This is a genomic window from Promicromonospora sp. NPDC057488, from assembly GCF_042802395.1.
In the GTDB taxonomy this organism is placed as follows: Bacteria; Actinomycetota; Actinomycetes; order Actinomycetales; family Cellulomonadaceae; genus Promicromonospora.
This window is the reverse complement of the sequence record NZ_JBHVEG010000190.1, coordinates 1-11,500: the sequence shown is the minus strand read 5'-3', so window position 1 is coordinate 11,500 and position 11,500 is coordinate 1. Positions and strand designations below refer to the sequence as shown.

At 72.4% G+C, this 11,500-nt stretch carries 11 protein-coding genes; 8 read left to right on the top strand and 3 right to left on the bottom strand.

What is annotated here, in order from left to right:
* Positions 1-91: 91 nt before the first annotated feature.
* A complete protein-coding gene (locus ACFU5G_RS25765; protein WP_377251220.1) occupies positions 92-442 on the bottom strand; it encodes an oxidoreductase in 351 nt (116 codons plus the stop codon).
* 283 nt (positions 443-725) lie between these two features.
* Here ACFU5G_RS25765 and lpdA point away from each other — a divergent pair, with 283 nt between their 5' ends.
* The 3 genes from lpdA (at position 726) to ACFU5G_RS25750 (ending at position 5,083) form a co-directional block, all read left to right on the top strand.
* On the top strand, positions 726-2,159 hold the full coding sequence (gene lpdA, locus ACFU5G_RS25760; RefSeq protein ID WP_377251218.1) for a dihydrolipoyl dehydrogenase: 1,434 nt from the start codon (positions 726-728) through the stop codon (positions 2,157-2,159).
* Positions 2,160-2,188: 29 nt separating this feature from the next.
* Positions 2,189-3,949: a 2-oxoglutarate dehydrogenase, E2 component, dihydrolipoamide succinyltransferase gene (gene sucB / locus ACFU5G_RS25755; protein ID WP_377251216.1), complete on the top strand. Its 1,761-nt coding sequence runs from the start codon at positions 2,189-2,191 to the stop codon at positions 3,947-3,949.
* Positions 3,950-4,117: 168 nt separating this feature from the next.
* Entirely contained in the window at positions 4,118-5,083 is a 966-nt protein-coding gene (locus ACFU5G_RS25750) for a TIGR01777 family oxidoreductase (protein ID WP_377251214.1), read from the top strand.
* 11 nt (positions 5,084-5,094) lie between these two features.
* Here the strand turns inward: ACFU5G_RS25750 and ACFU5G_RS25745 are convergent, their stop codons facing one another.
* Together ACFU5G_RS25745 and ACFU5G_RS25740 are read right to left on the bottom strand one after the other, a co-directional pair.
* Positions 5,095-6,477 (bottom strand): hypothetical protein, encoded by a 1,383-nt coding sequence (locus ACFU5G_RS25745; RefSeq protein ID WP_377251212.1) that lies wholly within the window; start codon positions 6,475-6,477, stop codon positions 5,095-5,097.
* Positions 6,478-6,727: 250 nt separating this feature from the next.
* A complete protein-coding gene (locus ACFU5G_RS25740) occupies positions 6,728-7,816 on the bottom strand; it encodes a Gfo/Idh/MocA family oxidoreductase (RefSeq protein ID WP_377251210.1) in 1,089 nt (362 codons plus the stop codon).
* 166 nt (positions 7,817-7,982) lie between these two features.
* On the opposite strand from ACFU5G_RS25740, the gene ACFU5G_RS25735 reads away from it, so the two are divergent.
* From ACFU5G_RS25735 to ACFU5G_RS25715, 5 genes are all read left to right on the top strand, one after another.
* On the top strand, positions 7,983-8,696 hold the full coding sequence (locus ACFU5G_RS25735; protein ID WP_377251208.1) for an HNH endonuclease family protein: 714 nt from the start codon (positions 7,983-7,985) through the stop codon (positions 8,694-8,696).
* 72 nt (positions 8,697-8,768) lie between these two features.
* Positions 8,769-9,461 (top strand): lipoyl(octanoyl) transferase LipB, encoded by a 693-nt coding sequence (lipB, locus tag ACFU5G_RS25730; protein WP_377251206.1) that lies wholly within the window; start codon positions 8,769-8,771, stop codon positions 9,459-9,461.
* 91 nt (positions 9,462-9,552) lie between these two features.
* Entirely contained in the window at positions 9,553-10,554 is a 1,002-nt protein-coding gene (gene lipA, locus ACFU5G_RS25725) for a lipoyl synthase (protein WP_377251204.1), read from the top strand.
* Between the two features lie 42 nt (positions 10,555-10,596).
* Positions 10,597-11,334 carry a DUF4191 domain-containing protein gene (locus tag ACFU5G_RS25720; RefSeq protein WP_377229785.1) on the top strand — a complete coding sequence of 246 codons (738 nt, stop codon included), beginning with the start codon at positions 10,597-10,599 and terminating at the stop codon, positions 11,332-11,334.
* Between the two features lie 35 nt (positions 11,335-11,369).
* Positions 11,370-11,500: beta-galactosidase trimerization domain-containing protein (locus ACFU5G_RS25715; protein ID WP_377251222.1), on the top strand; the 131-nt coding region annotated here is incomplete at its 3' end.

Genomic DNA, 11,500 nt, shown 5'->3' with positions numbered 1-11,500 from the left:
CGAGATAGAACTCTGGCGAAGCAGCAGCTGCTGCTTCGCCAGAGTTCTATCTCGCTGCGGTTCTATCTCGCCGGGTTCTACCTCGGCGGGATCACTTCTTGCGCTGAGCGCTGTTCCAGTCGCGCATCCGCTGCGGGTAGCCCGTGAACCGAACGTTGTACACGGGCACCCCGAGCTGGTTCGCGATGTCGAAGGCGGTGCGCTCGTCGGGCACCCGGCGGCGCGTCCACTCCCCCGTGCTGGCCACGAGCAGGATGGTGCTGGGGATGTCGGTGGTCGGCGGCTCCACGTAGGCCTCGACGCCGACCCGCGACGAGATGAACTCACCGAGGTGTGCCAGGGTCTGGCGACGCGCGTCGTTGCCGGTCGGGCGCGCGCCGCTGCCGGGCGTGGAGCGCCGCTGGAAGAAACGCGCGAGCGAGCTACGGGACTGGCGAGGCATGCACCGAGGGTACTAGCGAGAGCGGCAGTGTCCTAGGCATCTCCACGCACATCGCAGGAAACTCGCACCTTCTGTCCGAGCAATGCCCGGAAGGTGCCCGACGGAGCCGCTGGTTCGCACCGGCAGAACCGGCGGTCCGCCTTTTCACAGCGGCGCGGGAAGCGTCAATGTCGCCACGGTCACACCCGACAGACGGGGTGCACGATTGGGGCCACGCCCGCTGAAGTGTCAAGATGGCATGCGGCGCCAACCCGCGCAGCAGTCGCAGTCACCTCCGCCATCCATGAGGAGCCAGCACTTGCCTACGCATGACAACCCGGACACGTACGACGTCGTCGTGCTCGGTGGGGGAAGCGGCGGCTACGCGGCCGCCCTCCGCGCCGCACAGCTCGGCCAGAGCGTGGCCCTCGTGGAGAAGGACAAGCTCGGCGGCACCTGCCTGCACGTCGGCTGCGTGCCCACCAAGGCCCTCCTGCACGCCGCCGAGGTGGCCGACGCCGCCGCGCACGGCGCGCAGTTCGGCGTCCGCACCACGCTGGACGGCATCGACATGCCCGGCGTGCTCGCCTACAAGGACTCCGTGGTCGCCGGTCTCTACAAGGGCCTGCAGGGGCTGATCGCCTCGCGGAAGATCACCGTCGTCGAGGGGCACGGCACGCTCGCCGCCCCCGACGTCGTCGAGGTCACCGCCGCGGACGGCGCAACGCGCCGCCTCACCGGCACCCACGTGGTGCTCGCGACCGGCTCGTACGCCCGGAGCCTGCCGGGCCTCGACCTCGGCGGCCGCGTCATCACCTCCGACCAGGCGCTGACGCTGGACACCGTGCCGAAGTCCGTGGTGGTGCTCGGCGGCGGCGTGATCGGCGTCGAGTTCGCCAGCGTCTGGAAGTCCTTCGGCGCCGACGTACAGATCGTCGAGGCGCTGCCCCACCTCGTGCCGAACGAGGACGTCGCCCTCTCGAAGGCGCTGGAGCGCGCGTTCCGCAAGCGCGGCATCAAGTTCTCCCTGGGCGACCGCTTCGCCCAGGTCAAGCAGTCCGACGACGCCGTCAAGGTCGAGCTCGAGTCGGGCGCCACGTTCGACGCCGAGCTGCTGCTCGTCGCCGTCGGACGCGGTGCGCGGACCGCCGACCTCGGGTACGAGGCCGCCGGCGTGCGCGTCGACCGCGGTTTCGTCCTGACCGACGAGCTGCTCCGCACCGGCGTCACCACGCCGGCCGGCGGGCAGGTCTGGGCGGTCGGCGACATCGTGCCGGGCCTGCAGCTCGCCCATCGCGGGTTCGCGCAGGGCATCTACGTGGCCGAGCAGATCGCGGGCCAGTCGCCCGCGCCGATCGACGAGGCGGCGATCCCGCGCGTCACCTACTGCGAGCCGGAGGTGGCGTCGGTAGGCGTCACCGAGGCGAAGGCCGCCGAGCTGTACGGTCCGGACCAGGTGGAGACCATCGAGTACAACCTCGCGGGCAACGGCAAGAGCAAGATCCTGGGTACCCAGGGCTTCGCCAAGCTGGTGCGCCGCAAGGACGGACCCGTGGTCGGTATGCACCTGATCGGCTCGCGTGTGGGCGAGCTGATCGGCGAGGGCCAGCTCATCGTGGGCTGGGAGGCGTTCCCTGAGGACGTCGCCTCGCTCGTCCACGCACATCCCACCCAGAACGAGGCACTCGGAGAGGCACACATGGCACTGGCCGGCAAGCCTCTGCACGCCCACAACTGACCATAACGACAAAGGAGACCTCACAGGTCATGTCTGAGAACGTGCAGCTGCCGGCCCTCGGCGAATCCGTCACCGAGGGCACTGTCACCCGCTGGCTCAAGGCTGTCGGCGACGAGGTCGCCGTCGACGAGCCGCTGCTCGAGGTGTCGACCGACAAGGTCGACACCGAGATCCCGTCGCCGATCGCCGGCGTCCTCGAGCAGATCCTCGTCCAGGAGGACGACACCGTGGAGGTCGGCGCCACCCTCGCCGTCATCGGCGACGGCTCCGGCTCCGGTGCCGCCCCGGCGGCGCCCGCGGCCGAGCCCGCAGCCGCGGAGGCCCCCGCGGCCGAGCCCGAGCCGGCTCAGCCGGCCGAGGCCACGCCCGCCGAGGCGCCCGCCGCCGAGGCCCCCGCGCCCGCCGCTGCTCCGGCTCCGGCCGGTGGCGGTACCGACGTGCCGCTGCCCGCCCTGGGCGAGTCCGTCACCGAGGGCACCGTGACGCGCTGGCTCAAGGAGGTCGGTGACGACGTCGCCGTCGACGAGCCGCTCCTCGAGGTCTCGACCGACAAGGTCGACACCGAGATCCCGTCGCCGGTCGCCGGCAAGCTCCAGGAGATCCTGGTCAAGGAAGACGAGACCGTCGAGGTCGGCGCCATCCTGGCCCGCGTCGGCTCCGGTGCCGCCGCTCCGGCGGCCGAGGCCCCGGCTGCTCCGGCTCCGGCTGCTCCCGCCGCCGCTCCTGCTCCGGCCCCCGCTGCTCCGGCGCCTGCTGCTCCGGCGCCCGCGCCGGCTCCGGCCGCTCCGGCACCGGCGCCCGCCGCGCCCGCCCCTGCTGCTCCGGCTCCGGCCGCACCGGCTCCCGCCGCTGCCGCCGGTCGCACCGCCGGCTCGTACCTGACCCCGCTCGTGCGCAAGCTCGCCGCGGAGAAGGGCGTCGACGTCGCCACGGTGACGGGCACCGGTGTCGGCGGCCGTATCCGCAAGGAGGACGTGCTCGCCGCGGCCGAGGCGAAGGCCGCTCCGGCAGCTGCCGCAGCGCCCGCGGCCGCCAAGGCCCCCGCGGCCAAGCTCGAGGTGTCGCCGCTGCGTGGCACCACCGAGAAGATGTCGCGCCTACGCAAGATCGTCGCCGAGCGCATGCTCGAGGCGGTGCAGACGCAGGCCCAGCTGACCACGGTCATGGAGGTCGACGTCACGCGCGTCGCGAAGCTCCGGGCCAAGGCCAAGGAGTCCTTCGCCGCTCGCGAGGGCGCCAAGCTGACGTTCCTGCCGTTCTTCACGCAGGCGGCCGTCGAGGCGCTCAAGGCGTACCCGAAGATCAACGCCACGATCGACACCGAGAAGGGCGAGATCACCTACCACGGCTCGGAGAACGTCGGCATCGCCGTCGACACCGAGCGCGGCCTGGTGGTCCCGGTCATCAAGAACGCGGGCGACCTGAACCTCGCGGGCATCGCCCGGCAGATCCAGGACCTGGGTGCGCGCACCCGGGCCAACAAGGTCACGCCGGACGAGCTCTCGGGCAGCACGTTCAACATCACGAACACCGGCTCGGGCGGCTCGCTCATCGACACGCCGATCGTGCCGCTGGGCCACGCGGCCATCCTGGGCACGGGCACCATCACCAAGCGCCCGGTCGTGGTGACCGACGCCGAGGGCAACGAGAGCATCGCGGTGCGCTCGATGTCGTACATCTTCCTGTCCTACGACCACCGCCTGGTCGACGGTGCGGACGCCGCGCGCTTCCTCACCGCGATCAAGAACCGCATCGAAGAGGGCGCGTTCGAGGCAGAGGTCGGTCTCTGACCAAGACCTCCGGGTCGGCCGGGTAGCCTCGCGCGCCCGACGTCGACCAGCAGGTAGTGCGCTGTGGCCGGTCCCGGGTTCGGGGCCGGCCACGGTCGTTCCCGGAGGCAACCGCGGGCCCGTCCCCGGGGACAGCCGTGGGGGCGCCGGGCAGGCTAGATTCGCGGGATGGACGTAGTGGTGGCCGGGTCCCACGGTCTCGTCGGTTCCGCGCTGGTCGCGGACCTCGTGGAGCGGGGTCACGGTGTGCGCCGACTGGTGCGCCGGGGCGCGGAGTCCGACGACGGCTCGGCCGCCGGCGAGGCCGCCCCCGGCGAGGCCGCCCCCGATGAGGCCGACGCCGTCCGGCAGGTGCTCTGGGACCCGCGGACCGGAGAGCTCGACCCGGCCGCGCTGGAGGGCGCGGACGCCGTCGTGAACCTGGCCGGGGCCGGGATCGGCGACCACCGCTGGACCCCCGCCTACAAGCAGAAGCTCCTGGGCTCGCGCACCACCACCACGAGCCTGCTGGCCCGCACGATCGCGCGGCTGGACGGGCCGCCGGTGCTGGTCAACGCCTCCGCGGTCGGAGCGTACGGGGACCGCGGGGACGAGCTGCTGACCGAGGCGTCGGAGCGCGGGGACGACTTCCTCGCGCACCTGGTCAAGGCGTGGGAGAACGCCACGGCCCCCGCCGCGGAGGCCGGCGCGCGGGTGGTGTGGCTGCGCAGCGGCATCGTGCTCGCGCCGTCGGGCGGGGCGCTCGGCCGGATGCTGCCGCTCCTGCGCCTGGGCGTGGGCGGACCGCTCGGCAGCGGCCGGCAGTGGTGGAGCTGGATCACGCTGGCCGACGAGGTCGCGGCGATCCGGCACGTGATCGACGCGAACGTCCGCGGACCCGTCAACGCCGTCGCGCCCGAGCCCACCACCAACCGGGAGCTGACCCGGGCGCTCGCCCGCGCGCTCTCTCGGCCGGCAGGGCTGGCGGTGCCCAGGTTCGCGCTACGGATCGCGCTCGGGCAGCTCGCCGACGACCTGATCGCCTCGCAGCGCGCGGTGCCCGCCGTGCTGAACCGCACGGGGTTCACCTGGACGCACGCCGACCCGGAGGCGGCGGCCCGCTGGGTAGCGGGCCGCCCGGCCGCCGGTGCCTGACGCCGTCCGGCTCAGCGGACCTCGCTGACCCGCCAGCCGCCCGGGGTCCAGACCAGGGTGAGGTCCGCCGACTCCTCCGAGGCGGGCACGGCCGTATCGCCGCTGTGGGACACCTGCATGTGCGCCGTGATCGTGTACTCGATCCGGACGACCGCCTCGATCGGCTCCCGCTTGTTCGACGCCTTGCTCTCGCCGGAGTCGGACGTCTTGTTCGACGTCGTGGTCGCGCTCTGGACGGCCGACGCGGCTCCCGGGCCCTGCGTCACGACCTCGGTGGAGCTGATCTCCGCGGAGGCGCCGACCACCTGGGCCTTGTTCTGCTTGAGCTCCTCGAGGATCTGCTGGTCGGCCCGGTAGGCCGGCGAACCCTCGAGGTTGACCAGGCTGATGTCGGACACGGCGCCCGCCAGCAGGGCCAGGCGACGCTCGGTCAGCTCGACCGCGGCGCCCGCCGGGTCCTTGGCGTTGCTTACCGGGTTGATGCCGCCCCACACGGTGGCCGAGGCCTCGGGCGACGGCGCCGCGACCACGGGCTCCTCACCGCCGAAGGCCTCGGGGATCGCGGTGACGCCCGCGGAGATCCCCGCGACGACGCCGGCCGCGATCATGACCGACGCGAGCACGGTGCCCACGGTGGTGCGCGGCTCGACGGCCTTGGCGCCCGGTCGGGCACCGGCTCCGCGGCCGGTGATCGGCAGCGTGGCCCGGCGGCGCGCGGTGGCCGCCCAGGTGCGGGCGTCGACGGCGGCGATGGACCCCGTGAGGGTTCGCGCGGCCGAGCGCCACGCCGACGGCGTGTGCGCCCCGAGCGGCACGTGGCCGGCGATGGGCACCGGGCCGCTGATGGCGGCCGAGACGAGCACCGAGCCGTCCGGGAGCCGGACGGGCACGGGCCGCACGGCGTCGTTCGCGAGCGCCGCGAGCGTGCCCGGCTCGGGCCGGTCGCGCGGGTCCTCCGCGCGGGCGCGGGCCAGTACGGACCGCAGCGCCTGGTCGGCCTTGGAGTCCAGGCTCGGGCCGGGGAAGCCCAGCACGGACTCGACGAGCGTGGCCAGCGAGGTGACGTCGACGGGGTCGTCGCTGTGCTCGGGCAGCGTCACGCGCGGGCGCAGCACGGCGCTGCCGTCGCTGCGGAGCAGCACGTCTGTGGGCCGCACGCCGCCGTGGACCAGGCCCACGCTGTGCAGCGCGGCCAGGGCCTGCGCGACGGCGACGGTGATGCCCGCGCCCTCGGCGGCGGTCAGGGGGCCACGGGAGCCGACTGCGGTCGGCAGGTCGACCGCGCCCGTCCGCGACAGCCGGACATCGAGGTTGTCCGGTCCGTTCGGCGAGATCGCGATGAGCGGCACGAGATGGGGGTGGTCCAGTGTCGCGAGGGTGTCCAGGCGGCGCACCAGAAGGTCCCGAGACGCAGCGTCCGTCGGGACGGCTACGCGGACCAGTTCCGCGGATTCGATGTAGTGCACCCGTTCATGAGAACTCCGTGAATCGGAGCCCGCTCTTTATCCACAGGATTTGCCGAATCGTGAGCCCTGTGGGTGAACTCCGGGGAACGACAAAGGGCCCGGCGGGTGACCGCCGGGCCCTGCTCGTCAGACCTGGGTGCGCCGCCGGCGCCGCGCCAGGACCTGCGCGAACGTTGCGTCACACGTCGACGAGGCGCCCCTCCTGGGCCGAGATCCGGGCCGCGTCCAGCACCTCCGCGGTGCGCACGGCGTCGGCCGGGTCGACCGGCACGTCGGCCTCACCGGCGAGCCATTCGGCCACGGCCGAATAGAAGTCCTCGTGCCCGCCGCGGGGCTGCGGCACGGCGGTGCGCTCCCGGCCGCGGGTGAGCCAGCCGTGGGTGCCGTCGGGCTGGTCGTCGTCGAGCACGTCGAACGGCGAGGCGTCGCCCTCGAACGAGTTGACCACGTACGCGCCGCCGTCCCCCAGCACGCGCGTGCGGGGGCCGGGCGCGCCGACCAGGGAGCCGGCCCAGAGCCGCGAGACCACGCCCTTGGCGGGCGGCTCGACGCCGAACAGGACGTCGGCGGCCGCCGCCCGGCCCGGGACGACACCGGGCTTCGTGCCCGGCGCGGCGTGGTGCAGCACGAGGAAGACGTCGTCCTCGGTGGGCGTCGAGAGCGCGCGGGTCTCGGCATACACGGACACGACCGGCCCGAACAGCTGGGTCGCCGAGTCCACGAGGTGCGGGCCGAGGTCGAGCAGGAGCCCGCCGCCCACGGTGTCGTTCTCCTTCCACCGCTGCTGCGGCTTGGGCCGCCAGCGCTCCCAGTGCCGCTCGAAGGTGTGCACCTTGCCGAGGTCGCCCCGGTCCAGCAGCGCCTTGAGCGTGAGCTGCTCCGGGTCCCAGCGCCGGTTGTGGAACACGGTGAACGGCGTGCCCGACGCCGACGCCGCGCTCACCACCCGGCGCGCCTCGGCCGCCGTCGTCGCGATGGGCTTGTCCAGCACGAAGGGCTTGCCCGCCACGGAGACCGCGTTCGCGTGCTCGGCGTGCAGCGAGGAGGGGCTGGCGATGACCACGAGGTCGTAGAGCCCGGGCTCCGCGAGCATCGTCGTCAGGTCGTTGAACAGCCGCGCGCCCGGCCAGTCGCCGGCCGCCTGGACGCGCCGTCCCGGGTCGCGCGCGACGACCGCCGTTACCGACATACCCGCAGCTCGCGCCAGTCGAGCGTGAATTTGCCTGCCCGCTCCGCCGTAGCCGACAATCCCGATCCGAAGTGCCATGGCCCCATCGTGCCCCGCGGGGAGCAGCGACGCGAGATTACTGGTCAGCCGCTTAATCCCCGTAACACAACTCTGGCAGACTGGGGCAAGAGGTACGTTTCGCACGTTCTTAGTCTTTGTCCGGCCATCTGCGGTCCGGACCACCGGCCGACAGAATGAGGGGCTTGTGTCCGCCACAGCCAAGAAGTCCAGCCAGAACCGCAAGACCCTGCAGCTCGTGCTGATCGCCGTCGCGGCGCTCGTGCTCGCAGGCAATTTCGTCGTCAAGTCCCTGGGTGACGACGTCGCCCCCGCGGAGGGCGCGGAGGGTTCCGCCCTCGCGGCGCTGGACACCCTCACGGTGCAGGACGCCGCCACCAAGGACGGCTACGACCGCGAGTCCGACTTCGGCAGCGCCTGGAAGGACGTCGACGGCAACGGCTGCGACACCCGCAACGACATGCTCCAGCGGGACCTCGACGACTTCGTGCTGACCGACGGCGACTCCTGCGAGGTGGCCTCCGGCACGCTCGACGACCCGTACACGGGCGAGACCATCGACTTCGAGCGCGGCGAGCGCTCCGGTGACGTGCAGATCGACCACGTCGTGGCGCTGATGAACGCCTGGACCACCGGCGCGGCCGACTGGGACAAGGACAAGCGCGTCGAGATCGCGAACGACCCGCTCAACCTGGTGGCCTCCGACGGCCCGGCCAACATGGGCAAGGGCGCCAAGGACGCCGCCGAGTGGCTCCCGGAGAACCAGGCGTACCGCTGCGAGTACGTGGCCCGGCAGATCGCGGTGAAGGCCGAGTACGAGCTCTGGATCACGCCCGCCGAGCACGACGCCATGGAGGACGTGCTGACGAGCTGCCCGTCGGAGCCCCTCCCGACGCGCTGACCTGACTTGGCTGCTGCCCTGCCTGCTGCCCTGCTTCCTGCCCCGTCACCACGCGGGCTTAGGGTGGCGGGCATGGATATTCGTCATCTCTCCGGGCACGTCGAGTACCACGAGGGCTGGGACCTGCAGCGGCGCACCCACGAGGGCGTCCGCGCGGACGAGCTGGCCGACACGGTCTTCTTCCTCGAGCACGAGTCCGTCTACACGGCGGGGGCGCGCACGCACCGGGACGAGTACCCGACCGACGGCACCGCCGTCATCAAGGTGGACCGCGGCGGCAAGATCACCTGGCACGGGCCGGGCCAGATCGTGGCCTACCCGATCATCAAGCTCGCCAAGCCGTTCGACGTCGTCGAGTACGTCCGCACGCTGGAGCAGGCCGTGATGGACGTGTGCGCCACGCTCGGCGTCGAGACCATGCGGGTCGAGGGCCGCTCCGGCGTCTGGGTCGCCGCGGACTCCCCCGACGTCCCCGACGCGCGGCTGGAGCGCAAGATCTGCGCCATCGGCGCGCGCGTCGCCAAGGGCGTCACCATGCACGGCCTGGCCCTGAACTGCGACGCCGACCTGACCGCGTTCGACCACATCGTGCCGTGCGGCATCCCAGCGGAGGACGCCGACGTCACGTCGCTGACCGCCGAGCTCGGCCGCCGGGTCGCCGTCGACGAGGTGCGACCGCTCCTGCAGGCGGCCTTGATCGAGCGTCTGGCGCCCCTGCTGGCGGCCGACGACGCGCCGTCGGAGGCCATGACCGCGACCGCGTGACGAACGCCACTTGTCACCCGCCCGACGCCCGCGCGACGCCGGGCGCGCGAGGCATAGGCTGGGCCAACCCGCTGACCTGGGAGGGATCTGCGTGACCATCGCACCTGAAGGCCGACGCATGTTGCGCATCGAAGCGCGCAACTCGGCCACGCCCATCGAGAAGAAGCCCGAGTGGATCAAGACCCGGGCGGTGATGGGCCCCGAGTACCGCGACATGAAATCGCTCGTCAAGGGCGAGGGCCTGCACACGGTGTGCGAGGAGGCCGGCTGTCCCAACATCTTCGAGTGCTGGGAGGACCGCGAGGCCACCTTCCTCATCGGCGGTGACCAGTGCACGCGCCGTTGCGACTTCTGCCAGATCGACACCGGCAAGCCCGCCGACTTCGACAAGGACGAGCCGCGCCGCGTCGCCGAGTCCGTGCGGACCATGGGCCTGAAGTACTCGACCGTCACCGGCGTCGCCCGCGACGACCTGGCCGACGGCGGGGCCTGGCTCTACGCCGAGACCGTGCGCCAGATCCACGCGCTGAACCCGGGCACCGGCGTCGAGCTGCTGATCCCCGACTTCAACGCCATCCCCGAGCTGCTGGACGCCGTCAACGAGTCGCGCCCCGAGGTGCTCACGCACAACGTCGAGACCGTGCCGCGCATCTTCAAGCAGATCCGACCGGCGTTCACCTACGAGCGGTCGCTCTCGGTGATCACCCGGGCCCGCGACGCCGGCCTCGTGACCAAGTCCAACCTGATCCTCGGCATGGGCGAGACGGTCGACGAGGTCAAGCAGGCGCTGCAGGACCTGCACGACGCCGGTTGCGACATCATCACGATCACCCAGTACCTGCGCCCGTCGCTGCGCCACCACCCGGTGGACCGCTGGGTGCGGCCGGAGGAGTTCGTGGAGCTGTCCGAGACAGCGGAGGAGATCGGCTTCCTCGGCGTCATGGCGGGGCCGCTGGTGCGTTCGTCGTACCGCGCGGGCCGCCTGTGGGGCCAGGCGATGACCAAGCACGGCCGCCCGATCCCCGAGGCGCTGTCGCACCTCGCCCAGCCCACCACCTCCCGTCAGGAGGCGGCGAGCCTGCTGGCGCGCTGACCCGGCACGCCGAACGCTCGCAGCGCACTAGAATCGATGACCATGGCCCGAACCTCGTCCGGAGGCGAAGCGCGCGACGACGCGTCCGTCACCAAGCAGAAGAAGCCCAAGAAGCGCCGCTGGTATCACCAGCTGTGGGACGTCTACCAGATGACCCGCAAGCAGAACCCGCTCGTCACCTGGTGGATGCTCGCCGCGTTCGTCGGAGTCGTCGCGGTAGCGCTGCTCATCGGCGTCCTCGCGGGCCCGTGGGTCTACGCGCTGGTCATCGGCGTGCCGTTCGGCGTGCTCGCGGCGATGTTCGTGCTGTCGCGCAGCGCCGAGAAGGCGGCCTACACGCAGATCGCCGGGCAGCCCGGTGCGGCACGTGCGGCGCTCGGCACCGTGCGCGGTGGCTGGACGTTCGAGGACGAGCCGGTCGCCGTCGACGCCCGCAACCAGGACTTCGTGTTCCGGGGCGTGGGCCGGGCCGGCGTGGTGCTCGTCTCCGAGGGGCCGTCGCACCGCGTGACGCGGCTGCTCGACCAGGAGCGCAAGAAGGTCAGCCGCATCCTGTCGAACGTGCCGGTCACGGTGATCCAGTGCGGCGACGGCGAGGGGCAGGTGCCGCTGACCAAGGTCGCGCGCGCCGTCACCAGGCTCAAGTCGACGCTGACCCGCGCCGAGGTGGCCGAGATCAGCAAGCGCCTCAAGGCCATCGGCGGCATGAAGCTGCCGATCCCGAAGGGCATCGACCCGACCCGCGCCCGGCCCGACCGCAAGGGCATGCGCGGTCGCTGACCGGGCGCCGTCCGACGGCCGACCCGCCTGACCTGGTGTGCGGGTTCTTCACCGGGGTCGTGGACACGGACGACCGGATCAGGCAGGGCGGCATGGACGCCAGGCTGCGTGAGCTGTTCGGCATCCGCACGGTGCACGAGTGGTGGCCGCTGGACGCGGGGGCGAC

Coding starts and splice junctions, on each gene's coding strand:
- ACFU5G_RS25765 (WP_377251220.1), bottom strand. CDS start 442: ATGCCTCGCCAGTCCCGTAGCTCGCTCGCGCGTTTCTTCCAGCGGCGC.
- lpdA (WP_377251218.1), top strand. CDS start 726: ATGAGGAGCCAGCACTTGCCTACGCATGACAACCCGGACACGTACGAC.
- sucB (WP_377251216.1), top strand. CDS start 2,189: ATGTCTGAGAACGTGCAGCTGCCGGCCCTCGGCGAATCCGTCACCGAG.
- ACFU5G_RS25750 (WP_377251214.1), top strand. CDS start 4,118: ATGGACGTAGTGGTGGCCGGGTCCCACGGTCTCGTCGGTTCCGCGCTG.
- ACFU5G_RS25740 (WP_377251210.1), bottom strand. CDS start 7,816: ATGGCACTTCGGATCGGGATTGTCGGCTACGGCGGAGCGGGCAGGCAA.
- lipB (WP_377251206.1), top strand. CDS start 8,769: ATGGATATTCGTCATCTCTCCGGGCACGTCGAGTACCACGAGGGCTGG.
- ACFU5G_RS25720 (WP_377229785.1), top strand. CDS start 10,597: ATGGCCCGAACCTCGTCCGGAGGCGAAGCGCGCGACGACGCGTCCGTC.